The organism is Chryseobacterium sp. CH21 (genome assembly GCF_004119445.1).
Lineage (GTDB): Bacteria > Bacteroidota > Bacteroidia > Flavobacteriales > Weeksellaceae > Chryseobacterium.
The window spans coordinates 39,209-65,035 of record NZ_QICI01000082.1; the positions used below are offsets into that span (position 1 = coordinate 39,209).

At 36.4% G+C, this 25,827-nt stretch carries 35 protein-coding genes; 29 read left to right on the forward strand and 6 right to left on the reverse strand.

All coding sequences use genetic code 11. The features are described 5' to 3' along the window. Nucleotides 1–51: 51 nt before the first annotated feature. The 3 genes from BOQ62_RS17050 to BOQ62_RS17060 form a co-directional block, all read right to left on the reverse strand. The gene (locus BOQ62_RS17050) at nt 52–495 is read right to left on the reverse strand and encodes a hypothetical protein (RefSeq protein WP_129041371.1); all 444 of its coding nucleotides are present in this window, start codon (nt 493–495) and stop codon (nt 52–54) included. Continuing rightward, nucleotides 492–1,475, reverse strand: coding sequence for a heme-binding domain-containing protein (locus BOQ62_RS17055; protein ID WP_129041372.1), 984 nt, complete (start codon nt 1,473–1,475; stop codon nt 492–494). The genes BOQ62_RS17050 and BOQ62_RS17055 overlap by 4 nt, the downstream gene beginning before the upstream one ends. 168 nt (nt 1,476–1,643) lie before the next feature. Next, on the reverse strand, nt 1,644–2,390 hold the full coding sequence (locus BOQ62_RS17060) for an SDR family oxidoreductase (RefSeq protein WP_164976778.1): 747 nt from the start codon (nt 2,388–2,390) through the stop codon (nt 1,644–1,646). A 102-nt stretch (nt 2,391–2,492) separates the two neighbouring features. Between BOQ62_RS17060 and BOQ62_RS17065 the strand changes: the two genes are divergently transcribed. Further along, nucleotides 2,493–2,828, forward strand: coding sequence for a winged helix-turn-helix transcriptional regulator (locus BOQ62_RS17065; RefSeq protein ID WP_129041374.1), 336 nt, complete (start codon nt 2,493–2,495; stop codon nt 2,826–2,828). 194 nt (nt 2,829–3,022) lie between these two features. Here the strand turns inward: BOQ62_RS17065 and BOQ62_RS17070 are convergent, their stop codons facing one another. Then, entirely contained in the window at nt 3,023–5,242 is a 2,220-nt protein-coding gene (locus tag BOQ62_RS17070) for an NADP-dependent isocitrate dehydrogenase (protein ID WP_129041376.1), read from the reverse strand. Between the two features lie 357 nt (nt 5,243–5,599). On the opposite strand from BOQ62_RS17070, the gene tpx reads away from it, so the two are divergent. From tpx to BOQ62_RS17195, 28 genes are all read left to right on the forward strand, one after another. Then, complete coding sequence (gene tpx, locus BOQ62_RS17075; protein ID WP_129041378.1) at nt 5,600–6,100, forward strand: thiol peroxidase; 501 nt, start codon at nt 5,600–5,602, stop codon at nt 6,098–6,100. A 70-nt stretch (nt 6,101–6,170) separates the two neighbouring features. After that, nucleotides 6,171–6,518, forward strand: coding sequence for a VOC family protein (locus tag BOQ62_RS17080; protein WP_129041380.1), 348 nt, complete (start codon nt 6,171–6,173; stop codon nt 6,516–6,518). An 11-nt stretch (nt 6,519–6,529) separates the two neighbouring features. Then, nucleotides 6,530–6,934, forward strand: coding sequence for a glyoxalase superfamily protein (locus tag BOQ62_RS17085; protein WP_129041381.1), 405 nt, complete (start codon nt 6,530–6,532; stop codon nt 6,932–6,934). Nucleotides 6,935–6,941: 7 nt separating this feature from the next. Then, nucleotides 6,942–7,775, forward strand: a complete 834-nt coding sequence (locus tag BOQ62_RS17090; RefSeq protein WP_129041383.1) for a helix-turn-helix domain-containing protein — start codon at nt 6,942–6,944, stop codon at nt 7,773–7,775. A 48-nt stretch (nt 7,776–7,823) separates the two neighbouring features. Continuing rightward, on the forward strand, nt 7,824–8,954 hold the full coding sequence (locus BOQ62_RS17095; RefSeq protein ID WP_129041385.1) for an FAD-dependent oxidoreductase: 1,131 nt from the start codon (nt 7,824–7,826) through the stop codon (nt 8,952–8,954). Nucleotides 8,955–9,037: 83 nt separating this feature from the next. Beyond that, nucleotides 9,038–10,252: a DUF763 domain-containing protein gene (locus tag BOQ62_RS17100; RefSeq protein ID WP_129041387.1), complete on the forward strand. Its 1,215-nt coding sequence runs from the start codon at nt 9,038–9,040 to the stop codon at nt 10,250–10,252. 251 nt (nt 10,253–10,503) lie between these two features. After that, nucleotides 10,504–11,094, forward strand: a complete 591-nt coding sequence (locus BOQ62_RS17105; RefSeq protein WP_129041389.1) for a Crp/Fnr family transcriptional regulator — start codon at nt 10,504–10,506, stop codon at nt 11,092–11,094. Between the two features lie 77 nt (nt 11,095–11,171). After that, nucleotides 11,172–11,579, forward strand: a complete 408-nt coding sequence (locus tag BOQ62_RS17110; RefSeq protein WP_129041391.1) for a VOC family protein — start codon at nt 11,172–11,174, stop codon at nt 11,577–11,579. A 25-nt stretch (nt 11,580–11,604) separates the two neighbouring features. Then, nucleotides 11,605–12,066: a hypothetical protein gene (locus tag BOQ62_RS17115; protein ID WP_129041393.1), complete on the forward strand. Its 462-nt coding sequence runs from the start codon at nt 11,605–11,607 to the stop codon at nt 12,064–12,066. Between the two features lie 142 nt (nt 12,067–12,208). Continuing rightward, a complete protein-coding gene (locus BOQ62_RS17120; protein WP_129041395.1) occupies nt 12,209–12,733 on the forward strand; it encodes a DinB family protein in 525 nt (174 codons plus the stop codon). A gap of 2 nt (nt 12,734–12,735) precedes the next feature. Next, nucleotides 12,736–13,128 carry an alpha/beta fold hydrolase gene (locus BOQ62_RS23465; RefSeq protein WP_228414254.1) on the forward strand — a complete coding sequence of 131 codons (393 nt, stop codon included), beginning with the start codon at nt 12,736–12,738 and terminating at the stop codon, nt 13,126–13,128. Beyond that, nucleotides 13,125–13,511, forward strand: a complete 387-nt coding sequence (locus tag BOQ62_RS23470) for an alpha/beta fold hydrolase (protein WP_228414256.1) — start codon at nt 13,125–13,127, stop codon at nt 13,509–13,511. The genes BOQ62_RS23465 and BOQ62_RS23470 overlap by 4 nt, the downstream gene beginning before the upstream one ends. A gap of 88 nt (nt 13,512–13,599) precedes the next feature. After that, the gene (locus BOQ62_RS17130; RefSeq protein ID WP_076597946.1) at nt 13,600–14,031 is read left to right on the forward strand and encodes a VOC family protein; all 432 of its coding nucleotides are present in this window, start codon (nt 13,600–13,602) and stop codon (nt 14,029–14,031) included. A 77-nt stretch (nt 14,032–14,108) separates the two neighbouring features. After that, a complete protein-coding gene (locus BOQ62_RS17135; protein WP_129041397.1) occupies nt 14,109–14,522 on the forward strand; it encodes an SRPBCC family protein in 414 nt (137 codons plus the stop codon). A gap of 35 nt (nt 14,523–14,557) precedes the next feature. Beyond that, nucleotides 14,558–14,797: a DNA-directed RNA polymerase subunit alpha C-terminal domain-containing protein gene (locus BOQ62_RS17140; RefSeq protein ID WP_228414259.1), complete on the forward strand. Its 240-nt coding sequence runs from the start codon at nt 14,558–14,560 to the stop codon at nt 14,795–14,797. 180 nt (nt 14,798–14,977) lie between these two features. Continuing rightward, nucleotides 14,978–15,175, forward strand: a complete 198-nt coding sequence (locus BOQ62_RS23475) for a VOC family protein (protein ID WP_317127389.1) — start codon at nt 14,978–14,980, stop codon at nt 15,173–15,175. Further along, nucleotides 15,169–15,843: a VOC family protein gene (locus tag BOQ62_RS23480; protein WP_317127390.1), complete on the forward strand. Its 675-nt coding sequence runs from the start codon at nt 15,169–15,171 to the stop codon at nt 15,841–15,843. The genes BOQ62_RS23475 and BOQ62_RS23480 overlap by 7 nt, the downstream gene beginning before the upstream one ends. A gap of 48 nt (nt 15,844–15,891) precedes the next feature. Continuing rightward, the gene (locus BOQ62_RS17150; protein ID WP_129041399.1) at nt 15,892–16,725 is read left to right on the forward strand and encodes an SDR family oxidoreductase; all 834 of its coding nucleotides are present in this window, start codon (nt 15,892–15,894) and stop codon (nt 16,723–16,725) included. Between the two features lie 96 nt (nt 16,726–16,821). Further along, nucleotides 16,822–17,250 carry an SRPBCC domain-containing protein gene (locus BOQ62_RS17155; RefSeq protein ID WP_129041401.1) on the forward strand — a complete coding sequence of 143 codons (429 nt, stop codon included), beginning with the start codon at nt 16,822–16,824 and terminating at the stop codon, nt 17,248–17,250. Between the two features lie 87 nt (nt 17,251–17,337). Continuing rightward, nucleotides 17,338–17,796 (forward strand): SRPBCC family protein, encoded by a 459-nt coding sequence (locus BOQ62_RS17160; RefSeq protein ID WP_129041403.1) that lies wholly within the window; start codon nt 17,338–17,340, stop codon nt 17,794–17,796. 95 nt (nt 17,797–17,891) lie between these two features. Beyond that, nucleotides 17,892–18,347: a DoxX family protein gene (locus BOQ62_RS17165; protein WP_129041405.1), complete on the forward strand. Its 456-nt coding sequence runs from the start codon at nt 17,892–17,894 to the stop codon at nt 18,345–18,347. 143 nt (nt 18,348–18,490) lie between these two features. After that, nucleotides 18,491–20,494 carry an alpha/beta hydrolase family protein gene (locus tag BOQ62_RS17170; protein ID WP_129041407.1) on the forward strand — a complete coding sequence of 668 codons (2,004 nt, stop codon included), beginning with the start codon at nt 18,491–18,493 and terminating at the stop codon, nt 20,492–20,494. Nucleotides 20,495–20,968: 474 nt separating this feature from the next. Continuing rightward, entirely contained in the window at nt 20,969–21,523 is a 555-nt protein-coding gene (locus BOQ62_RS17175; protein ID WP_174774444.1) for an RNA polymerase sigma factor, read from the forward strand. Nucleotides 21,524–21,534: 11 nt separating this feature from the next. Next, nucleotides 21,535–21,867, forward strand: a complete 333-nt coding sequence (locus BOQ62_RS17180) for a hypothetical protein (RefSeq protein WP_129041409.1) — start codon at nt 21,535–21,537, stop codon at nt 21,865–21,867. Nucleotides 21,868–21,957: 90 nt separating this feature from the next. After that, on the forward strand, nt 21,958–22,215 hold the full coding sequence (locus BOQ62_RS17185; RefSeq protein WP_047385468.1) for a hypothetical protein: 258 nt from the start codon (nt 21,958–21,960) through the stop codon (nt 22,213–22,215). A gap of 143 nt (nt 22,216–22,358) precedes the next feature. After that, entirely contained in the window at nt 22,359–23,003 is a 645-nt protein-coding gene (locus BOQ62_RS17190; protein WP_164976779.1) for an alpha/beta hydrolase, read from the forward strand. 384 nt (nt 23,004–23,387) lie between these two features. Next, nucleotides 23,388–23,552, forward strand: coding sequence for a DnaJ domain-containing protein (locus BOQ62_RS24325; RefSeq protein ID WP_410494216.1), 165 nt, complete (start codon nt 23,388–23,390; stop codon nt 23,550–23,552). Then, nucleotides 23,549–24,034, forward strand: coding sequence for a molecular chaperone DnaJ (locus tag BOQ62_RS17195; RefSeq protein WP_410494218.1), 486 nt, complete (start codon nt 23,549–23,551; stop codon nt 24,032–24,034). Before BOQ62_RS24325 ends, BOQ62_RS17195 begins: the two co-directional genes overlap by 4 nt. A gap of 237 nt (nt 24,035–24,271) precedes the next feature. On the opposite strand, the gene BOQ62_RS17200 is transcribed toward BOQ62_RS17195, so the two are convergent. Next, nucleotides 24,272–25,111 carry a DcaP family trimeric outer membrane transporter gene (locus BOQ62_RS17200; RefSeq protein ID WP_228414282.1) on the reverse strand — a complete coding sequence of 280 codons (840 nt, stop codon included), beginning with the start codon at nt 25,109–25,111 and terminating at the stop codon, nt 24,272–24,274. Nucleotides 25,112–25,113: 2 nt separating this feature from the next. Further along, entirely contained in the window at nt 25,114–25,434 is a 321-nt protein-coding gene (locus BOQ62_RS17205) for a hypothetical protein (protein ID WP_129041415.1), read from the reverse strand. Nucleotides 25,435–25,827: the final 393 nt, after the last annotated feature.

The following is a 25,827-nucleotide window of genomic DNA, read 5'->3' on the forward strand; positions in this document are numbered from 1 at the left end:
AATGCTTTTTATCGATAATATTATGATAAATAGTGAAACGGAAGTTTTTTATTAAGGCCTGCTTACAGGGCGGTAACTCATAAAATAGTGTATTCTTTCTTCTTTATCGGGAGAGCTGTTTTGTGGCAGATTATTTTTTATATCATAGGAAACCTTTCCAAGATGATCGGCCTGAACAGTTTCAATACTTACCAGTTCTCCGGTGATAGTTCCGCCAATGTATTGAGGATTATCATGATATTTCCAGGTAACTAGTTTCATTACGGCACCAGCTTCAGGTGTTTTACTTTCTTTGGATAAAGATTCCAATGCTTTCTCATTTCCATATAAAGCCGACATGGTTTCTTTCTTAGGATTTAAAGAATTGGAGATGAATTTCAGATGGCCAGGATCAAAAACAATCCTTGAAAGTCCATTATTTGTATCATTATTTTCTTTGCTGCAGGCGGTAAGAGAAATAAGGCTTACCAATAAAAGCAGAATGGTATTTTTCATTTTTTCTGTAAGTTTTGAATTAATCTTTGGGTATTTACTTTCATAGGAACATCAAACAGATAGCCTGTTTTTTCAGCCAGCTGTCTGTGGCAGGCAATGCATGATTCTTTCGCAAATGATGCTGTTTTTCCCGTAGGATGAAGTTCATCTCCTGAGAATTTCGCAAATCCCCAACCTTCAGTATCTTGATATTGTCTGGAATCCTTTACCATAAACTGTGCATTGATAAATTTCCCGGGTCTGATCTCACCGTTTGGAAGTTCTTCCTGTTTCCATACAGATTTTACCACAATGCTTCCGTCTGGCCAAGGATGAAAGTTGTCTGTTTCCACTGCTTTTACAGCAATGTCATTCCCATAAATCACACGGATGGAATTATCAAACAACGTACTCATACTGATCACTTTCCAGTTTTTGAAATCAGGGCTGTATTGAACTCCGTTCGGTGAAACCGGTAATTTTGAAGAGATGGTGTTAGTGGGAGTTGGAGAGGTAGGATATACCTCAGGTGTATTTTGAACTGATGGCTGTACGGAGGATAATGAAAGCGCATATTTTTTGATGGTTTCAATATCTTTCTCTGTAATTTTAGCAGAAGGATGCAGAAGAGTATATTCATGAAGAGGCATTTTTCCACTTTGCATCATATTCAGAATAGCATACATTTTTCCCTGATGTTCAGCCGGAGATAACTTTTCCCATTCTGAAAAATTCAGAACTTCTCTAGCTCTTTTGATGTCTTTATTAACGGCCCAGGAAATTGGGGTAATTTTATCATACCAACTCAAATTTTGTTGATTGGAATGACAGTTGAAACATGAGTTTTCAAGAATACTGATCACTTCCTTTGGAGCTTCTATTCTTCCTGTAATAGGTTTTCCTTCAAGAGGTCTGCTGAATAGCTGCAACCCTCCGGAAATTCCTAGTATAGCCAGAAACACTATGGCAATGGGACTTCTTTTTTTCTTTGCGGTGTCCATATGAGTATTGTTTTTTTATGATTCAAAAGTAAGTGAGTAGTACATGTACTGAAACGAAAAACAAACTGATCTGGACAAATCAAGAGGCGAATACGGAATTTTTAACCCCGAAAATACACAAGAAAAATCCCGATAGCTGCACTACTGGGATTTGTTGGAATTGATTCCTTATAATGTCATACCGCCATCTATCACAATTTCGGTTCCGGTGACATAACCGGAGGCTTCACTGTCTGATAAATAAGTAACCAGCTTGGCAACTTCCTCAGCTGTTCCCATTTTCTTTAATGGAATTTGATCTATGAGATAATTTTTAATATTTTTCAAAGCTTCTTCATCCAGACCAGCCTTATTCATAATTTCTGTTTTTATAGGACCCGGACTTATCATATTCACTCTGATTTTCCTTGGAGCTAATTCTGCTGCTGCTGTTTTTGCAATTGAATTCAATGCGGCTTTGCTTGCCTGATATGCTGAACTGTTAGGTTTATAGGTAGAAGCAACAATAGAAGATAAAAAGATAACGGAAGCTCCTTCATTCAATAAAGGAATGAATTTGCTTAACGTAAAATAAGCTCCCCTGAAATTAATATCCATCACCTGATCAAAATTTTCTACATCCATATTTTCAATAGGTGTCAGAGTTCCTGTAATTCCTGCATTGACAAACAGAATGTCTACCTTTCCAAACTGTTTCTCTACTTCCTTCTTCAGTAAATCAATATCATCAAGATTAGCCTGATCTGCAATAAACGGAGTAGCTCCAATCTCCTGAGCTGATTTTTCTACAGCTTCTTTTCGTCTTCCGGTAATCATCACGGTTGCCCCTTCTGAAATAAGCTCTTTTGCTGCAGCGAACCCGATTCCACTGTTTCCTCCTGTTACAACAGCTATTTTATTACTTAATTTTTTCATTGTAAAATTTTTTTGACAAAGTTATTTCAAATTGGTATACTTTTGTTACCAGTGTCACAGAGTATACCAGTATAACGAATGATATCAATTAACTTTGCAACTATGGAAAGAGATCAGACAGAAGAACTTAGAGCCCTGCAGGATACCCTTTATTTCATCGGAGGAAAATGGCGCATTCCTGTTATCAACTCACTTTGTAACGGAAATAGACGTTTCAGAGAAATTGAGCGAAGTATTCCCGGAATCACCACCAGAATGCTTTCAAAAGAATTGAAAGATATGGAACTGAATAAACTGGTAAAACGCACCGTTTACCCGGAAACTCCAGTTTTAATAGAATACGAACCCACAGAATATTGTCGCACTTTTGGAAACATCATTATGGAAATGATCCACTGGGGTAGGGAGCATAGAAGAGTGATTGTAGAGGATAGATAGGCGAGAGATGGCAGATGTTAGGTTGCAGGGATTAGGGATGTGCCGACCTGTATGAGTAATTATGGGCTAAATTCCCCTCCTCTGGAGGGGTGTCAAAAATTCAAAGAATTTTTGACGGGGTGGTTTACTACGCCGATTGTATCTACAAAAAAGCCCCTTAAAAAAGGAGCTTTCATTTATATCAAAACGAACAATTAAATTCCGTCAATGATTTCATTTAAAACAGTACTAGGTCTCATTGCTGCATACGTTTTATACGTGTCAGTTTTGTAGTATCCTTCAATGTTTTGAGGTTTACCCTGAGCACCAATTAATTCAGCATTAATTACTTCTTCGTTTTCCTGCATTGCCTGAGCAATAGGAGCAAACTTAGCTGCCAATTCAGCATCAGTAGTCTGGTTAGCTAACGCTTCAGCCCAGTACATTGCTAAATAGAAGTGAGAACCTCTGTTATCAATCTGACCTACTTTTCTTGCAGGAGACTTATCTGTAGCTAAGAATTTAGCATTTGCTTCATCCAATGCATCAGCTAGAACCTGAGATTTTGTATTCCCCTGAGTTTGCGCTAAGTGCTCTAAAGAAGCCTGAAGTGCCAAGAATTCACCTAGAGAATCCCATCTTAAATATCCTTCTTCTAAGAACTGCTCAACGTGTTTTGGAGCAGAACCTCCGGCACCCGTTTCAAATAAACCACCACCGTTCATTAATGGAACAATAGAAAGCATTTTTGCAGAAGTACCAAGCTCAAGGATTGGGAAAAGATCTGTTAAGTAATCTCTCAATACGTTTCCTGAAACAGAGATTGTATCTTTACCTTCTCTTGCTCTCTTAAGAGTTTCAGTCATTGCATCTTTTACATCAAGGATTCTGATGTCAAGACCTGTTGTATCATGATCAGCAAGATATTTCTCTACTTTTTTGATGATTTCTCTGTCGTGAGCTCTTCCTTTATCTAACCAGAAGATCGCAGGAGTATCAGATAATCTTGATCTGTTTACTGCTAATTTTACCCAGTCCTGGATAGGAGCATCTTTAGTCTGACACATTCTGAAGATATCATCTTTTTCTACTTTCTGAGAAAGAAGAACATTTCCAGCTTCGTCCTGAACCTCTACAGTTCCTTCAGCAGCTAACTGGAAAGTTTTATCGTGAGAACCATATTCTTCAGCCTTTTGAGCCATTAAACCTACATTTGGAACAGATCCCATTGTTGTAGGGTCTAATTTTCCGTGCGCTTTCATATCGTCAATAACAGACTGATAGAAACCTGCATAAGAACGGTCCGGAATGATACAAACTGTATCTTCTTCGTTTCCGTCTTTGTTCCACATTTTACCTCCACCTCTTACAAGAGCAGCCATAGATGCGTCAACGATAATATCAGAAGGTACGTGGAAGTTAGTAATTCCCTTGTCAGAGTTTACCATTGCTACTCTAGGTCCGTTTGCTAAAGCCGCTTCAATATCAGCTTTGATGTCAGCTTCCTGAGCATTTCCTTTGATTTTATCAAAAAGATCAGCAAGCCCGTTATTTGGATTGATGTCTAAAGACTTGAAAGTCTCAGCATATTTAGTAAATACTTCTTTGAAGAAAGTCTCAACGATAGCCCCGAAAATGATTGGGTCAGAGATTTTCATCATCGTTGCTTTAAGGTGAGCAGAAAGAAGTACATTTCTTTTCTTAGCTTCCTCGATAGCTTCCTGAACGAATGCTTTTAATGCATTTAGGTTCATTACAGAAGAATCAATTACTTCTCCAGCCTGAAGACCTGCGAAATCTTTTAATACAGATTCAGAACCGTCATTTCCTTTGAATACAATTTTGTATTTTGTAGCGTTTTCCAAAGTTGTAGAAGTTTCTGTACCGTAGAAATCACCGTTGTTCATATGAGCTACGTCAGTTTTGCTGTCAGATGCCCAGTCACCCATTCTGTGAGGGTTTGCTTTAGCATAGTTTTTAACAGCTTTTGGAGCACGTCTGTCAGAGTTTCCTTCTCTTAATACAGGGTTTACAGCACTTCCTAATACTTTCGCATATTTAGCTTTGATTGCTTTTTCATCGTCATTTTTAGGCTCTGCAGGATAGTTTGGAACTGCGAAACCTTTACCTTGTAGTTCAGCAATCGCCGCATCCAATTGAGGTACAGAAGCAGAAATGTTAGGTAACTTAATGATGTTAGCATCAGGCTGTGTTGCCAATTCTCCCAGTTCTGCCAAAGCATCACCAATTTTCTGGTCGTCTTTTAAAAACTCAGGGAAGTTAGCTAAAATTCTTCCTGCCAAAGAAATATCCGGAACGGCGATTTCGATATTTGCTGATTTTGTGAAAGCTTTTACAATAGGTAAAAACGAGTGAGTAGCCAGCATTGGAGCTTCATCAGTAAGTGTGTAATAGATTTTTGATTTTTCTGACATTATACTGTTATTTTTTATTTGAAATTTTAAGTCCCACAAATTTAGTAAATATCATTGTTTTATTTGAGATATTTCCATAAAAAAAGAGACTTTTGGCTCTTTAATTTCATCTCTGTACAATTTATACTCTGATTAAGTTTACAATTATTTTAAAAACGATTTTATAATTTTCATGTACTGGAGTTTTTTTATAGAAATCTTCATTTTTTCAGATGGGTGATATGTAAAAATTTTTGTTGGGAAAACTGATTATCAGAATTAAGAATTTTATTTTCACTTTAAGATTAATTTAACCATAATAAAACTGGGAAAATTTTCTTTTTTGATTAAATTTGAAAAACTTAAAAAATAAATATTATGTCGACGACAATCACTTTAAAAGGAAGCGAAGTACATACAATAGGAACATTACCCTCTGTAGGAACCACTGTAAAAGACTTTGCACTGGTAGATTCAGGATTAGCAGTAAAAACGCTTGAAACTTTTGCAGGTAAGAAAAAAGTATTCAATATTTTCCCAAGCATTGATACACCTACTTGTGCTGCTTCTTCCAGAAAATTCAATGAAGAGGCATCCAAACTTGATAATACAGTGATAATCAATGTTTCTAAAGATCTTCCTTTCGCGTTAGGAAGATTTTGTGCAGCTGAAGGACTGAATAATGTGGAAACACTTTCAGATTTCAGAAGTAATTTCGGAGATGATTATGAAGTGACTATCACAGATTCACCTTTGAAAGGTCTATTGAGCCGTGCCGTGATCGTTACAGACGAAAACAACAAAGTAGTTTACACTGAGCAGGTTCAGGAAATTGCTAATGAACCTAATTACGATGCAGCTCTTGCCGCATTAAAATAATAAAATAATTTTTGTAAAGAAGCCTTGTGAATCATTTTTGCAAGGCTTTTTTTGAACATAAAACTAATAAATGATAAAAAGAATCGTAGCCAATATTAAAACAAATGATCTTTCCAAAGCGAATCATTTTTATCAGGATATTTTAGAACTGGATGTCTTGATGGATCATGGCTGGATCAAAACGCTGGGTAATGATGAAGAAGCAAAAATTCAGATCAGCTTTGCAGAAGAAGGAGGAAATGGTACTGAAGTTCCTGATCTTTCTATTGAAGTAGATAATGTAGATGAGGTCTATGACAAAATGAAAAATGCAGGCTTTGAAATCATTTACAAGCTCACCAATGAAGACTGGGGAGTCCGCAGATTTTTCGTTAAAGATCCATTTCAGAAACTGATCAATATACTGTCTCACCAATAAATACAAGTACAATGAAAGCAGATAGAATTATTCCCGTATTAAGAATCTTCGATTATCAGAAGACAAAAGAATTTTATGTAGACTGGCTGGGATTTGAGATCGTATGGGAACATTATTTTGAAGAAAACACCCCTGTTTATATGGAGGTGAAAAGAGAAAATATCATTTTTCACTTAAGCGAACATCACGGAGATGGAACACCAGGAACAAGAGTTTCTGTATGGGGGGAAGGTGTTCCTGAATATCATCAAGAATTGATTGATAAAAAATATAAATACAACCGTCCCGGACTTGAAAAAACCTTTTATGGAGCTGTATCCTTTACTGTGATTGATCCTTTTGGAAATAAAATCACCTTCGAAGAAGAATATGACGAAGCAAAACATAAAGATCTGAAACTGTATTCTCACGATTGATAAAAGTATGTTTTCTAATATACATCAGGAGTTTGAAGTTCCGGAAGAACTAAAAGATACCATCAAATGCTTTTGGTACAACAGAAGGAATTATAAAGAGGAATTGTCTGAATTGACAGTGCTTCCGGATGGGTATGCAGAAATCATTTTTCATTTTGGAAGCGGGTGCAGCATTTCTCATCAGGGAATTGTACAGGCTTTACCTTCTCCGTTTATCATGGGACTGCTCAATCAGCCTGCCGTTTTTCATGCTCAAAATCAACTGGAAATTATCGGAATCAGATGTTTTCCATGGGCTGTTTTTGACCTACTGGGGCTTTCCTCCGAAAAAACAAAAAATGGGGTTCACATATTGGAGCATCCTCTGGCAGAGCTTCAATCTGGATTGACTGATTTGATTATTCAAGGAAAAATACAGGAAGCGATCTTTCAGGTAGAACAATATTTCCTGAAATTACATTCACATATTACAACAGACAGTCTCCTTGCCAAAGCCGGAGCTGCCATGAGAAAGAATAAAGGAACCATCCCTGTCCATCAGGTGGCGGATTCAGCGCATACGACTGTAAGAACATTAGAAAGAAAATTTAAGCAGTCTTCCGGTCACACGGTAAAAGATATATCCGGGATTATGCGTTTTGAGCAAATAAGAAACCGTCTGTGGAATACTCCTGAAGCTTCCATTGCTGAACTTGCACAGGAATTTGGATATACAGACCAATCCCATTTAAGCAGAGAGTTTAAACGGTACAGCGGTACAACACCTGCTGTTTTTGCACGGGAAGCCAAAAAAAGAAAGCGGGCCTTAAGCAATGATTTTGTCGCATTTGTACAAGCATAACACAACTGCATTCCGGAATTTTGTATCATAATAAATACATTAAAGATTATGGTACTGAATCATAAAAAAGTAGCCATTATTGGCGCAGGACCCGTGGGTTTAACGATGGCTGTTTTATTACAACAGAAAGGTGTTGAAGTCAATGTTTATGAAAGAGATCTGAATGCGCAGACCAGAGTCTGGGGTGGTACATTGGATCTTCATAAGGAATCAGGACAGAAAGCAATGAAAAAGACGGGTTTGCTGGATCAATATTACGCTAAAGCTTTACCTATGGGAATCAAAATTGCTGATGAGCAGGGAAATATTCTTTTTACGAAAGAAATCACACCTGAAAATCAATTTGACAACCCTGAAATCAACAGAAATCATTTGAGAGAAATGCTGCTTGGCAGTTTGGCCGATGATACCGTAATCTGGGATATGAATTATACAGGAATGGAAGATAATGATGGCCAGTGGCGGCTTCATTTTAAAAACAAACCTGATGTTACAGCTGATCTTGTTATCGGTGCTAATGGTGGAATGTCCAAAGTAAGAAAATACGTAACGGAAGCCGAAGTAGAAGAAACGGGAACCTTTATCATTCAGGGAGATATTCCTCAGCCTGAAAAAATTTGTCCTGAATTTTTCAACTGGTGTGATGGGAAAAGGCCAATGGCAGCTTTTGAAGGTAATTTATTGGTTGCCAATCCTTATAATAATGGTGCTTTGACGTATGGAGTTATATTCAAAAAACCTGAAGAATGGAAAGACGGCCGTATCTTGGATTTTAAAAATACAGAACAGATTCGTCAATTCCTTTCTGAAAGATTCTCTTCATGGAGTGAGCTTTATCAACAGCTATTTGACTCAACTTCCTTTTTTGTAGGGTTACCAACAAGAAAAATTCCATTAGATAAACCCTGGAAAAATAACCGTCCTTTACCCGTAACATTGATTGGTGATGCAGCACATCTGATGCCTCCATTTGCAGGACAGGGTGTAAACAGCGGATTGCTGGATGCTTTAATTTTATCAGAAAACCTGACGGAAGGAAAATGCCTAACGCTATCCGAAGCCATTGAGACTTACGAAAAAGAAATGTTTATATATGCCAAAGAAGCACAATTTGAATCCAGCAAAAATGAACTGGAAATGCGGGATGTCAACTTCTCTTTTACAAGTCTTATTCAATAGTTGAGGATTTAATGACAGAATTAATGATCCGGATCATTAAATAGTAAGATGAATAAAACTTACCTTTACATTTTAAAAATAGAATGAAACGTTCAGGAACCGCAGATTTACCTCTTCACTATGGAAAAGTACCGCCATGGCTGTATGAGCGTATGTCTGTTCTTGGGTTATCCATTATTGAAGTCATTCTGATGGATTACGGTAAAGATGAAGTATTGCGCCGATTGGCAGATCCGTTCTGGTTTCAAAGTTTTGGAGCGATGATGGGAATGGACTGGCATTCTTCAGGAATTACCACTTCCGTTATGGGTGCTTTGAAACGTTCTATTAATCCTAATTCTCAATCGTTGGGACTTTATATCTGTGGTGGAAAAGGAAAATTTTCACGAGAGACCCCATCAGAGTTAATCAGAATTGCAGATAAAACTGGACTGAATGGAACTGAGTTGGTAAGAGCCAGCAAACTTTCTGCAAAAGTAGATAACACTGCGATTCAGGATGGTTATCAGCTATATTTGCACAATTTCATCCTTTCCGACAATGGAAACTGGAGCGTTATTCAGCAGGGAATGCATGAATCCGACGGTACAGCAAGACGATATCACTGGCATTCCGAAAACATCACCTCATTTGTAGAAAAACCTCACACAGGAATTAATGGGATTTCAAGAGGAAAGATTCTTAACCTTACGGATACCGAAGCTTCTGAAAACAGAAAAGGAATTCTGGATATTTCCCATACTGATTCAGCAGAAGTGATGAAAGATTTTGCAAGGCTGATTCTTCCTGCCCATCATGATGTTCAGGCTTCTGACGTGGATCTGAAACGTCTTGGAGCACTTCTGTATGTTACCAGAGAACAGCAGCCTCAGAACTTTGAAGACTTGCTGATGCTGGAAGGAGTAGGGCCAAGAACCATGCAGTCATTGGCTTTGGTAAGCGAAGTGATTCATGGTGCGCCTTCAAGATTTGCTGATCCGGCAAGATTTTCCTTTGCTCATGGCGGTAAAGATGGACATCCTTTTCCGGTTCCGATTAATACGTATGACGAAAGTATCAGCATTCTCAGAAGAGGGATTGAAAAGTCCAAATTGGGAAATTCTGATAAGCTGAATTCTTTAAACAAGCTTCACCAGATTGTCACTGAAGCAGAAAAAGACTTTACACCGGATTTTGATATTCAGCAGGTCATTGAAGAAGAAAGACAAAATTCCTGGCGTTTTGGCGGAAAAACTGTATTTGGAGATGCCCAGAAACCCAATAATCCTCCAAAACCAATACAGCTTTCCCTATTTTAAAACAAAAGCTGCGCATTTCTCTTGCCATCAGATAAATGTTTTATTATTCCCATCCTCTGGAGGGGTGGCGAAAATTCAAAGAATTTTTGACGGGGTGGTTTTAAATAACTGTTTAATATAATTGGTTTTAAAATAATATTTGTTGTAGTGTAATACATGACTTTTTATAAAGGTATTATATTCTTTGTTTAATGTTTTTATCATTAATTCAATTAAAAATTTTATTTTTAAAAACTTAAAAAATTGACCAAATGACGAACCAAGCCCTTGAAATATGTTACGATTTTCCCTTCTTTTTCCCCGAAGAGCTTGCTGAAATATTTCAGGCTCACGAAAAAAGATCCTTCCAGAAAGGTGATTTTATTCTTGAAGAAGGAAAAACAGCCAATGAATATTATATTCTTGAAAGCGGATTAGCACGTTCCTACGTTAATGATTTCAACGGAAATGAAGTAACCACGCATTTTTTCACGGAAAACGAAGTGATTATTGAGGTTTTATCTATGTTTCAAAGAGTTCCCTCTCAGGAAAATATCGTTTGTATTACAGACTGTGAATGCTGGAGATTAGATTATGACACTTTTCAGGAACTGTTCCACAAAATTCCAAATCTCAGAGAATGGGGTAGATTATGGATGTCTAAGGAACTTTTTGCCTATAAACAGAGATCTGTGGAAATGTTCACCCTTTCAGCAACCAAAAGATATCTCAATCTGCTGGAACAAAAATCTAAAGTCATACAATTTGCTCCTCTAAAACAGATTGCTTCCTATCTGGGCATTACAGACACTTCTTTGAGCCGTATTCGTAAGGAAATCGTTTCCCATCCCAAGAAAAATTAAATCTTGCCCTATGACAAGTTGATTTTCATTACACCTAGGTAATTTTGGATAAGAAATTAACACTAAAATTACAGAAAATGAAAATCAATCAAATTTATGTGAACCTTCCGGTAAAAGATGTACAGAAAACAAAAGACTTCTGGACGAAGGTAGGTTTTTCAATTAATGAACAATTCTCAGATGATAAAGCGGCTTGTGTTGCTTTGAATGATACAAGCTATGTCATGTTTTTGCAGGAAGATTATTTTATGACCTTCACCAATAAACCTGTTGCCAAAGAAAATACCAGCCAGGTACTTGTAGCGGTTGGCTTAAACAGTCGTGAAGAAGTAGATAAAATAGTGAATACTGCCGTAGAGAACGGAGCGTGGCAGCATGAAGAGCCTCAGGATTACGGATGGATGTATCAGAATTCTTTCTGGGATCTGGATGGACATGGCTGGAATATTACTTTTGCCGACATGTCTCAAATGCCTGCAGAATAGTTATTATCACACAAAAACATCTCCCATGGAAACACAATCAAACGAGATAGAAATCATAAAAAATCAGGTAGCTGGTACCTATTATGTGGCTACTTCGAATATTGAAGGAATTACCCATGAAGAATCTATGGTTTTTCCTAATGGGGAAGCTAATTGTATGAACTGGATTCTTGGACATTTGATCTACATCAGAAATCCCTTATTGAATATTTTAGGAGAAGAATCTGTTTGGGACAGCGAAAAATTTTCATTCTACAACAGAGGGGAAAATCCTTTGAACCGGAAAGATGAATTAGTCAACTTTGAAGATTTAAAATCTTATCTGAAACAATCTCAGGACAAACTGGAAACCCAACTTAATACTCTTAAGAATTTTCAACCTGAAATGATCAAAGATATATCAACACTAAGTCTTCATGAAATTTATCACAGCGGACAGTTAGGTTATCTCCGAAGAATCTTAGGAAAACCGGGAGCTATCAAATAGCGTGCTATTTTTAGATTAGTGAAATTTTATCGAAGATAAAATTCTCGCTCCTTAAAAACGTATAGTTTGTAAAATCCTTAGCGCCCTTGCGTTTCTCCCACCTATTAACCTTTAATTTCGAACTTTTAATCTCTAATTAAAAATGGACACACCAAAATCAAAAAAAATGGAACTCGTTATTCCGGCTTACAGAATGCATTCCCAGAGCTTTATGAATGTTTTGGATGGCATTTCGGAAGAAGATGCTTTGAAAAGAATTGAAAATAAAACCAATCACATCGTATGGATGGCAGGAAACTTTGTCAACATGCGCTATGGCTTGGGCTGGGTGCTTGGACTTCGGGCAGAAGATCCTTACAGCGATTTATTCTTTCAGGGAAAAGCACTGGATGAAAGCTTTAAATATCCAACGCTGACCGAATTGAAAGAAAATTTTCACTCAATTTCTGCTAAAGTATATCAAAAACTTCATGAAGTAACCGATGAAGAGCTGGATGAAATATTTGAAATAGGAATGAATATCCCTTTCATTAAAGAAACAAAACTCAATTTTGTCGGAATGTGTATTGGCCGTGAAGATTATTTATGCGGACAAATTGGCTTAATGCGAAGAATTCTGAATTATCCGGGAATGAAATATGATGTGGATGAAAATCTTAAATATTAATAATGAATCCAGTAGAAACAGGCTATAAAAAAGTCAACGGAATCCAATTGTATTATGAGATCTATGGATCAGGAAAACCTTTGATTTTGATTCATGGTGGGGGATCTTCCATTCTTTACGATTTTAAAGAGGTCATTACAAGACTGGAAGGAAAATTCCAGCTTATAGGAGTTGATCTCCAAAATCACGGACGTAGCGAACACCGTAATATTCCTGAAACATTTGAACAGGATGCAGACGATGTTGCAGGGCTTTTAAAAGAATTAAATATCAATAAAGCTTCGTTCTGGGGATTCAGCAACGGTGGAAGTACCGTAATGCAGATTGGACACCGCCATCCCGGAATCGTTGAAAAACTGATTGTAGCCTCAGCATTTTATAAAAAAACGGAATGATAGAAGGCTTTTTCGAAGGAATGCAGGAAGCTACTTTCGATTCAATGCCGGAACCTTTCAAAATCAATTTTTTAAATCTCAATCCTGATTTTTCAAAACTGGAAAATCTTTTTGAGAAAGACTGTACAAGGATGCAGACATTTGAAGACTGGGATGATGAGGTGCTGGCTTCTATCCAATCACCCACATTATTCATCAGTGGAGATCAGGATGTGATGAAACCGGAGCATACCGCAGCAATGTGGCGACTGGTAAAAGATTCACGATTAATGATTCTTCCTGCTACTCACGGCACTTATATGATGCCTGACTTTGATGGAAGTATGGATGTCAACTTAATAGACTTTACCATCAGAGAAGTAGAAAAATTCTTAAACGATTAAGCATTTTTATTCATAGTAAATTAATTAATCCTTAATGGCTCCACAGTAGAAACTATATCTTATAATAATAACTTTAAAATTAAAAATCATGGCAAAATTAAATCCGTATCTAAATTTTGATGGAACAGCTGAAGAAGCGTTCAATTTTTACAAAACTGTTTTCGGTGGTGAATTCGTTGGAGGAATTCATAAAATGGGTAATGCTCCAGGTACTGAAAACCTTTCAGAAGAAGAAAAAAACAGAGTAATGCATATTGCCTTGCCTGTTGGAGGAGATCTTCTAATGGCATCTGATATTGTACCCGGATTTGGGCAGACTCTTACCGTAGGAAACAACAATTATGTGTCTATTTTCCCTGATTCCAGAAGTGAAGCAGACAGAATTTTTAAAGAGCTTTCTGATGGAGGAAATGTAGAAATGCCAATTGAAGACCAATTCTGGGGAGACTATTTTGGCTGCTTTCAGGACAAATATGGTGTTCATTGGATGGTGAACTATAATGAAGAATATGCAAAATAATCTTATATTTAACTAATGATAATAAAGAGGTGCTCATTTTTGGGCAGCTCTTTATTCAAACTTAAAAAAATAGAACTATGGATCCAATTAAAATAGACATTACAATTTTAGCTCCGGTTGAAAAGGTTTGGAATTATTTCAATGAGCCTAAACACATCACGAAATGGAATTTCGCCCACGAAAGCTGGCAATGTCCTAGTTCTGAAAATAACCTGAAGGTAGGAGGCAGATTCAAAAACAGAATGGAAGCCAGAGACAAGAGTTTCGGATTCGATTTTGAAGGAATATATGATGAAATTATCCCTCATGAGATCATCAAATACCATATGGAGGACGGAAGGAAAGTAGAAATTGTTTTCGACAAAATAGACGAAAATACAACGAAAGTTATTGAAATTTTCGATCCGGAAAAACAAAATTCCGTGGAAATGCAGCGGGATGGCTGGTATGCTATTTTGAATAATTTCCACAAATATGTTGAGAATCATTAACAATATTTTTTGTAGCCATGATCAATCTAGTTATCATGTCAAAGAGTTTAAATTCTATGTATGCTTTTAATTATGACTCTGCAGAAGAATTTCTTCATGGAGTTATTGCAATGCGTGCAAGAAAAGCTTTAGAAAAAGAAAAAATAAATTCTTTGGAAAAACTTTCAGATTATTCTGAAAAAGAAATCATGCAGCTTCATGGTTTCGGTAAAAATACGATGATGAAACTGAAAAATTACATGAAAGAAAATCAAATGTGCTTTAAAGAAGCATAAAATAAATATACAACTTAAAATTTTACAGTGTCATTGCCATAAAATGAGCAGTGTCATTTAAATGCATAGGCATAATATCACTTTTGCTATTATGAAACCCTGTCAAAAAAATCTGTAAAATCAACTTAATCTGAAACAGAAAAAATAAAATAAATCAATCCCCTGTTAAAATTTAAAATTATGAATAACGATATTTTTCCATGTCTCTGGTATGACGGAGATGCCAAACAGTCTGCAGAGTTTTACTGTAACGTTTTTGGAGGCGAAATTACAGCAGATACTCCTGTGGTGATGAATATTGATTTGTTTGGGCAAAGACTGATGCTCTTGAACGGAGGTCCGCAATTCCAAAAAATGCATCCATCTCTTTCATGGTAATCTGTGAAACCGAAGATGAAGTTCAAAAATATTGGGACCAGTTATTGGAAGGCGGCATGGCTTTAATGGAACTGGGATCTTACTCCTGGAGCCCAAAATACGGATGGGTGCAGGATAAATACGGCGTAACATGGCAACTGTTTTTAGGTGAAAAGACAAGCGAGCAGAAAATAATTCCTACTTTAATGTTTATCCATCAGAATAATGGAAAAGCAAAAGAAGCGATGGAGCTTTATACGAAGACCTTTCCAAACTCAAACATAGGAAATATATTGACCTATGGGGCAGGGAGCGAAGGTCATGACAGCCCGGAGCCTGCAGACAATGTGCAGCATGCTCATTTTGTGATTGACAATTACAGTCTGTTCTGTATGGATAATTCTTACGATCATCAGTTTGATTTTAATGAAGGAATTTCATTGGTGGTAATGACAGATGATCAGCAGCAGACCGATCACTACTGGAATACTTTTACAGCAGACGGAGGCCGGGAAAGTATGTGCGGCTGGCTGAAAGATAAATACGGAATGAGCTGGCAGATTGTGCCTAAAAGACTCATTCAGTTAATGAATGATGCTGATCGTGAAAAAGCCTATAAAGTAGTTCAGGCAATGATGAAAATGCAGAAAATTATTATACAGGATCTGGAAGACGCTTATAATTCTTAAATCAGTTCGGCGTATTGTTTGATGTGGTTTAGAGAAAAAGATTTGCTTATGAAGACACAGAACAAATCAGACTCTAAATCAAAAGTGCCTAAAGAAGGGCTGTTTCCGGAAATTATCCGGAATGATTATCGCGGTAGCCGGAAGCTTCAGGGTAAAAAAGCAGTTATTTCCGGAGGAGATAGTGGCATAGGACAGGCTGTTGCCGTTCATTTTGCAAGAGAAGGAGCAGATATTGCCATCATTTATAAAGAAAGTTATGATGATGCCAAAGAAACCAAAAGACTGGTTGAAAAAGAAGGGCAGAAGTGCCTTATGATTAAAGGAGATCTTACAAGAAAAGCTTTCAGAACAAAATGTGCAGATAAGATTAAAACTATCTGGAAAAAGCTTGATATTCTTGTCAATAATGCAGGTATTCATACTTCTAAAAGCAGTCTGGAGAAAATCTCTGATGAACAGATTCAGGAAACATTTGATGCCAATATCATCTCTATGATTTCTTTCACCAGAAATTTTCTTCCGCTTATTGGAAAAGGAGGAAAGATCATCTGTACAACCTCTGTCACGGCGTATCGTGGAAGTGATCATTTAATTGACTATGCATCTACCAAGGGAGCTGTGCTGTCGTTTATCCGCTCTTTAGCTGATAATCTTGCAGAAAAAAAGATTCTGGTGAATGGAATTGCACCGGGGCCTATATGGACACCGCTTGTAAAAGAAGCTTTTGATGATCTTTCCACGTTTGGAAAAGATACACCCCTGAAACGTGCGGGACAGCCATCGGAAGTTGCTCCTGCATATGTTTTTCTTGCTTCCAAAGACGCAAGTTATATCACAGGAGAAATTATACACATTAATGGAGGTGATTTTGTAGGAGGATAGAACAAGAAGTTAGAAATGATTACCAATAATTTTCTCATCCTAATACCCTCTGACTATCAAACCCAATCATATGCAACCTAATACCTAAAAAAATATATGGAAAAATTATCATACGAAATAGAAATTAATGCCGAGCCAGAGAAAGTGTGGAGTGTCCTTTGGGGAGATATTACCTACAGACAATGGACAACAGCATTTACAGAAGGTTCTTTTTATGAAGGAACACTTGAAGAGGATCATATCGTCAAATTTCTTGATCCCAAAAATAATGGAATGTACAGCAGAGTGGAAAAAGTGATTCCTAATGAAGAAATAAAATTTCTGCATCTGGGAGAAATTTATGACGGTATTGAAGTTCCTCAGGATTGGGGCGAAGCCACAGAAGCTTATTTTCTTGAAGAAAATGAAGAAGGTACTTTATTGAAAACAGAAGTTCAGACTCCCGCAGAATTCAAAGAATTCTTTGAAGAGAAATTTCCGAAAGCAATGGCGATTGTGAAGCACCTTTCGGAAAATCAGTTGTAAATCATTCAATTTAAATTAAAAGGAAAAATCATTTGAGCTTTGAGACTACTTCGCTTTGCTCGCAATGACCACTAAAAAAAATAAAAAATGGAAACTTTATCATACGAAACAGTAATTGATGCTCCCATGCAGAAAGTCTGGGACATCCTTTGGAATCCTGAAACATATAGTGAATGGACCAAGTATTTCGGTCCTGGATCTGTCATGAAATCCGACTGGAAAGTAGGAGGTAAAACCTATTTTCTGAATGCAGAAGGAGAAGGAATGGTTTCAACCATAGACAGTCTGGAAGAACCTAATCAGATTGTATTCAAACATCTGGGAATGGTAGATAAAGACGGCAATGAAGACACCCAAAGTAAAGAAGTAATGGAATGGAGTGGCAGCTTTGAAAAATATTTCCTGATAGATTTCGATGGAAAAACAAAACTCCACACGGAAGTTCAGGTTGAAAAAGAATGGCAAGATCATCTCAATACAGGATTTACGAAAGGATTAATGGTCGTAAAAAGCCTTGCAGAAGGGATAAGCCTTGACTCTGTGTAAAGAATTCAAAATTTAAAGTTTAAAATTCAAGGTTCAAAGTTTAAAGTTTAAAGTTTAAAGTTTAGAACTGCTACCTGCTACCTAATACCTAAAAAATGAAATTACTCGTCATACTTTTTGCAACATTTATACTGGCCTTGCTGGGAACTTTTCTATTTCAGGGAAAGCCGGATTTTATATTTTCAGGAAATCTGGGAATGGCTGTTTTCATCCTATTTACAGGTTTCTCTCATTTTAAATTTCAGAAAGGAATGGCCATGATGATTCCGGATTTCATGCCTGCCAAAATGTTCTGGGTATATTTTACGGGAGTAATAGAAATTGCTGCGGGAGTAGGACTTATGATTCCGGCTATTCGGGAACTTACGGCTATTTTGCTCATTATTTTTTATGTGTTGGTCTTTATAGCCAATATCAATTCTTCCCAAAAAAAGATTAATATTTTTAAAGCCGATTACACCGGTCCGGGCATGAAATACCTTTACAATCAAAGGATTCCCATGCAGATTATATTAATCGCCTGGACATGGTATTTCGGGATTTATTTATAATAGATAAAAAGACAGTCATCAAGGCTGTCTTTTTTTATAAAATCATTTTTTTTCATTAATTGATAAAATATTGTAACGTTTTAGGGTATTGTATGTCTTATTATATAAATGCCTATATAATTTTAACCTTAAAAACAGAAGTTATGAACCTAAATCACAACATTTTCGGTACAGCCCTTATTGTACTCTCTACCATTATGACCAACGCACAGAGTTCTACTGCCAAACTGCCGGGAGATCCTACCTTACCATCTTCCAAAGCCAGTCTTGAGAAGCTTATTTCCTATGATAAAGGAAACTTTAAATACAAAGTGGAAGATTATTTTGCAAGACCAAAAGCTTCAGCTTTTAAAATCTCTCCTGATGGGAAATATCTTTCCTATAAAGAAAAAGATCAGGATAAAAAGAATCATGTATATGTAAAAGACCTGGCAACAGGAAAAATTAATAAAGCCATCGTAGAAAAAGATGACCTTGTCAGAAACTACGGCTGGCTGAATAAAAAACGTCTTTTCTATACACAGGATAGAGGTGGAAACGAGAATATACATTTGTATGCTACAGATATAGATGGTGGAAACCAGAAGGATTTAACACCATTTGACGGCGTAAAAGTCCAGTCAATTATTCCCATAAAAGATACAGACTTTGTTGTCGTTACCCTCAATAAAAATAATAAACAGATCTTCGAACCTTTTAAAATCAATTTTATTACCGGGGAAATGACCCAGTTATATGAAAATAAAGATGTCAATAGCCCTATTGATGATTATATTTTCGATAAAGACGGGACTTTGAGAGGATACAGCATTCTTGAAAACGGACTGACTACAAAAACATATTATAAAGACTTGCAGACAGGAAAATTCAACCTGATCAAATCTGCAGACTGGTCTGATACCTTTGGAATTATCGAATTTAATGAGAATTCTAAAAATAAGGATGAAGCCTATGTGGTAACCAATCTGGATAGTGACAAAGCGAGAGTGGTATTGTATGATCTGAAAAAAAATGCGGTGATTAAAGAAGTGTATTCCAATCCTGTATATGATGTAAGCTCTGTAAGTACAGCCGGTAAAAACAGAAATTATGAACTTGATTTCATTAGCTATGAAGGGGTTAAAGGAGAAACCGTTCCGGTAAGTAAATTTTATAAGGAAATAGATGATAAATTAAAAGCTCAGTTTGGAGATAAAGAATTTGGAATTGTTTCTTCTGATGATAATAATGATAAACTTCTCGTTGTCGTAGGAAGTGATAAGCTGTATGGAACCTATTATGAATATGATACAAAAACCAAGCAGACTAAACTTCTTTATAACCTGATGCCTCAGCTGAAAGAAGAAGATATGGCTGAAATGAGACCTATCGAATTTAAAAGCAGAGACGGGCTTACCATCCACGGATATATCACATTGCCTAAAGCAGCGCTGGAAGGCAAAAAAGTTCCTTTAATTGTAAACCCTCATGGCGGCCCTCAGGGAATCAGAGATAGTTGGGGATTCAATCCGGAAACACAGCTGTTTGCAAGCAGAGGATATGCTACGCTTCAGGTTAACTTCAGAATTTCTGGAGGATACGGAAAATCATTCCAGAAAGCGGGTTATAAACAAATCGGAAGAAAAGCGATGGATGATGTGGAAGATGGGGTAAAATATGCCATTGAACAAGGTTGGGTAGATAAAGATAAAGTAGCCATTTATGGAGGAAGCCACGGAGGGTATGCGACATTGATGGGATTGATCAAAACTCCGGATCTGTATACCTGCGGTGTAGACTATGTAGGAGTATCTAATATTTTTACCTTTTTCGATTCCTTCCCGGAGTATTGGAAGCCGTACAAAGAAATGGTAAAACAAATATGGTATGATCTTGACAACCCTGAAGAAGCTAAGATTGCTAAAGAAGTTTCTCCGGTGTTCCAGATTGATAAGATCAGGAAACCATTATTTGTAGTACAGGGAGCTAATGACCCAAGAGTAAATATCAATGAATCTGATCAGATTGTAAAAGCAATGCGTGCTAAAGGTTTTGAAGTACCTTATCTGGTAAAATATGATGAAGGACACGGATTTGGAAAAGAACCGAACAGAATTGAACTTTACAAGTCGATGCTAGGATTCTTTGCAGAAAATTTTAATAAATAAACTATTAATTAGATAATATTTGGAGCGGAAGACTTAGGTCTTCCGCTCCTTTTTTGTTATTATGAATAGCTGGGGGGGTAGATTTCTATGGAGTGACAAGCTGTATGGATAAACTATCATTACAATTGTGTCATTTCGTAGGAATCTCAAATAAAGTTAGAAATTGAGAATGGATAAAAAGGTCTTCATCATTTATTATTGATATTCTTAGCCCCGATAGAAGCGGTTACCCCGGAACATGAGTGGAAGAGTGGGAAGGTAAGAGTATGGGATGGTTGGGGGTGAGGAGTATGAGCGGATAGCGGGAAAAAGCTCCCGGAAAAATAATCTATAGGCAATGTGCTGGTAACTTGATGAATAAAACATTGATGAATAAAAGAAAAATTGAATTGTAAGAAAAATATTTTAAATTTATTAAAGTAAAACCAAAAGTTCAGCCGTCATAGCAATATGGAGGTTGTCGAAAAAATAACAATGCCACAGAAAGAGAAAGAAAGTATTATCTCGCAGACCGTTTCCAACTACGGAGGGAAGCTGATGTCTTATATCCGTCCGAAAGTAAAAAATACGGAGGATGCGGAAGATATTCTTCAGGAAGTGTGGTATCAGTTCAGTAGCCTCACGAATATTTCGGAGATCGTAAATGTTGGTGGGTGGTTGTACAGAGTAACGGCGAATAAAATCACAGACCGTTATCGTAAAAAGAAAACAGAGAATCTTGAAGATTTTGTGTATGAAGATGAAGACGGCAGTTTTTCTATCAAGGATATTCTTTTGCTGGATGAGAGTGCAGGCCCTGAAGTGAAAATGTTTCAGGATGAGATCTGGAAAAAACTGTTTGAAGCACTTGATGAACTTCCCGAGAAACAAAGGCTGGTGTACGTAGAAAATGAACTCAACGACAAAACACTCCAGGAGATCGCCGATGAACAGGGAGAAAACATCAAAACCATCATCAGTAGAAAAAACTATGCTGTGAAGCACTTGAGAAACAGGCTGAGAAAGCTATACGAAGATTTAAAAAGTTAGAAAAAGAAATTATGAATCATAAACACAAAAAGGGTTGGATTTTTTTATTGTTATGTCCGCCATTAATTTTAGCCGCAGTTACATGGATTGTAATGCTGCTTTGGAATTGCCTTCTTCCGGAGATTTTAGGAGTAAAAACCATTAGTTTCTGGCAGGCAATGGGAATACTGATCCTAAGCAAGATTCTTTTTGGAGGTTTTCATTTCGGTAAAGGAATGAAAGACTTCAAGGAAAGAAAAATGAGAGAAAAAATGGAAAGCTGGTCGCCTGAAGAAAGAGAGAAATTCAAAGAAGTATGGAGAAATAAATGTTCAGGTGGATTCTTCAACAGAAATAACGAATAGTTTGAAAATTTTAAGAAGTAGTAAAGTAAAATTGAAATTCATTCGTCTCTATAAAAAACAAGAAGTAGTAAAATTTAAAATTTTGAAAAAATGAAAAATTCAGCATTAAAAGGAGCTCTTGGAGCACTAGCCGTAGTAGGTGTAGCCTTAATCGCTAAAAAAGCAATACAAAGAAAAAGATTTATCAAAGGTATTTTTGATGAATATGGAATCAAAGAAAAGTCACCTTTCGGACTGGCAGATAAGATCAGAGAAATGAATGATGAAGACTATCAGGAGCTGAAAGGGAAATTCAAAAAAGAATTCCATTCAAGATGCTGCAAAAAGGATAATACCTGCGAAGCATAAGAAAAGTAAAAACTAAATTGAAATTGTTACATTCCGGCGCGGGAAGCAAAGCTTCCCGCGCCGGAATTTTTTGTTTAAAAAAGGTATTAAAAATGTTTTTTACACTACATTTGTTTCTTTATTACTTAAAGCTATTTCCGGTTATGATGAAGTTTAAGAATATTTTCGCTGTAGTATTTTCTTTTTTCTCGATGATGATGTTTGGCCAGAAGTCGGAGCAAAAACAGTATATTTTCTTTTTGCATAATAAATTCTTGGAAGACCATTCATTTGAAGAAAAGCATCCAAAATATGGAGTAGCAGAATATGAAGCAATTCTTAATAAACTAAGAAATAAAAATACCATTGTTATTTCAGAGAAAAGAAAATCAGATCCAGATCCATCGGTGTATGCTAAAAAGGTGAAGAAGCAGATTGACAGCCTCATGAAAAAAGGAATTCCGGCTGGAAGGATTACCATTGTGGGAACATCTCAGGGAGGATATATTGCACAATATGTATCTTTTTATGAGAAAAATTCACAATTGAAATTTGTGTTTATCGGAGCCAGTTTTAAAGATGATTCTTTGGAAAAAGATAAAAACTTTAAGCTGTACGGGAGAATTCTTTCCATTACAGAGAAGTCGGATGAGGGACATGTGCTTTTATCAAAGGAACAGAGGTTGATCAGATCCAACATTAAAGATTTTAAAGAGATAGAGCTTAACACAGGTTTACATCACGGTTTTCTATTTAAAGCGCTTAACGATTGGATTGCTCCCACGAAGGATTGGATTTCCAGTGAATAGATGCTGGTTGGACTATTACCGTTTAGTTCTTATGATTGAAGTTGCTGCGAAATGATCTGCGTAATCCGTGAAATCTGCGGGCAGAAATTAAAGTTGAGATTCCTCGTTATGCTCGGAATGACAAAGGTACTGTTGAACTCATTCAATTCGCAGTATTTGTTGAGAAGTACAATTTTATTGGAGATAAAATCCTTGCGCCTTAAAAATATACAGTTTGAAAAAAACTTTAGCGCCCTTGCGTTTTCCAAATAGCGGTTTTATAAATCATATCGAGATTGCTTCACCTTTGATTCGAAATGACTTTTTAAACCCTATTTTTCAAAAAAACTTTTGTTAGAAATATCAAACACAAAGAAAAATAAATCCTTATTTTTGTCATGCTCAATGAAAGATTACTACTATTTTCTCGGTATATCCCAGGATGCTTCTGAAGAAGACGTCAAAAAAGCGTATCGGAAACTGTCTTTAAAATATCATCCCGATAAAAACGACAATGATGATTTTTTGCAGACCGATTCCGTGAGATTCAGGAAGCTTATGAAACCTTGAGTGACTCTGTCAGAAGACGTGCTTATGATCAAAATCTTGAAAATCATCAGCGAAGTTTCAGATATAATATTCCGCCTGCAATCAAAACTTTTACAGCAAACAAAATTCATGCGAAAAAAGGGGAGGAGATTATCATCAACTGGCAGACGAGTAATGCCGATGTGGTGAAGGTATTGCCTTTCGGATTAGAAAAGCCTTATGGGGAGAGAATCTTTAAAATCACAGAATTTAAAGACGGAAAATTCCAGCTTCTGCTTCATGTGACCAATTCACTTTTGCACAAAACCGTAGTTCAGGGAATAACCATTACAGAAGTTTTTGAAAATGATTCTGAAAAGTTCAAAAATTCAGTAGAAGAAATGTTTAAACCACAACCGAGAACAAGAATCAATAAAACAGGTCAGCCTAAAATAATGATGCTGATCTGGGGTATTATCATTATAGCAATTGCTATTTATATGCTGATCAGAAATTTCAGCTGATTATGCCATTTTCTTTCTTCCAGGGCACTTTTTACATCTTTTTCCTTTCTTGAACTTTTTGCAGCAAGACTTCTTTTCACAGAACATCTCTTCGTTATTGAATGAGTAAGGCGCCAAAGGCGGAACTTTAAATGGGACAATCATATTCATGCTGCAAATATATTAATTTAGAATAAATATAATTAATAAAATTTCATAAAAAATTGCAGACCTGAAAATTAGCCTGCAATAGGGGCTTTATTTAAATGAAAATGAAGTTGAGAATTGTATTCTGAATGCATCACTTTTTATCCCTTCGAAATTTTCAGTCGTTGCATAATTCCCCTCCACACCCATTCTCAGATTTTTATAAGGTTGATAAATAAGATTGATAGCTGCATTCTGAAAATGCTTCATCAAACTATTTGTAACTGAAGGATTGGACCCGACCTGTGAATAGCTGTAATATACCACTGAGCTCCATTTAGGAGACCACCAGTGCTCATAGATTCCTGCTATATTGAAAAGGCTTAAAGTTTCTGCTGTATTGCGCTGCGGATCAAAGACAGCGTCATAACCTTCTCCGCTCAAAACAATGTTATTTCTTGCAATTCCTTTTCCATAAGAAACCTGAAATCTGAAATCATCAAGGTTCGATATATATTTTCTGAAAGAAACTATTCCTCCAAATCCCATCTTCGTATAGCTATTTTCCTGATTTTCATAATTAACAGGGGATAAAGTTCCTCCTATTTTAAAATAATTTCTGGTATTTCCATATCTGTACATCCCTGTGACAATCGGGATAAGGCTCTTTCTCTTCCATTCAGGACGGGTTGTAGGGATAATCATGTTTATCTTACCCGGATCCTCCAGCGAGAAAGATAAAGTTTCTTTATCAGAAAGCTTTTCGGTGTAACGTACTTGAATAGACCGATTGAGCATTGCACCATTAGCACCATTAAAATCTAATATATTAGGGAAAATTTCTCCATCACTAAAATTACTCCAGGTTTGGCCTGTTAACCATTTTTTCCATTGAACATAGGCATGTCTTAATCTTGGAGAAGTCGTTCCGTTAGATCCGTATAAATCAATTTCTACATAAGCAGAAACCGGTGACCCACCATTTTGTCAGTCTGCTTAAGACCTAGTCCCATTTGGGATTGTCTTACACTGAAATAACTGGACATTGAATTGTGCTGCGGAAGTGCAATCGAAGGAGCAACGATCCCATCTTTAGCTCCAATTTCCTGAAAATTCAACATAACATCAGTTTGTACAAATCCTTTTAAATAAGCAGACCATTTTCTTCCGGAAGCATCTGGTTCAGTATTCGCGATAGCCATTTGGGCATTTGCCTTTGTCTGTAATAAAATCAAAACAATAGTAATCCGTGCGGGCATAATATGCCTGCTCATTTTTTTTCTCATCATCTGTGTCATCTATTGACGTGATATATAAATTATGTTCTCATGGGAAATTGAATTGATCAGTGATTAATTTTAAAAATTTTCATAGTGTATGATAAGCTTTTCTCACCTTATCGTGATTGTTTATACGAATGTACAAATGCTGCTTGAAATGGCTTAAGTGAAAAATTTAATCTTTTTAAAGGGTATTTAGAAGATGGAAGGTGAAAAAATAGATAGAAAATAAAATGAATATTCTTTAAAAACTAATTTTTCTGAAATTAAATTCATTAAACAGTGAAATAATAAAATTTATTTTTTAACATTTAAAAAGACTTTATTCCGGAATTTTAAGAATTTTTAAGAAAATGTCTCCCTTTTTTCTATGTTGTGAAATCGCTT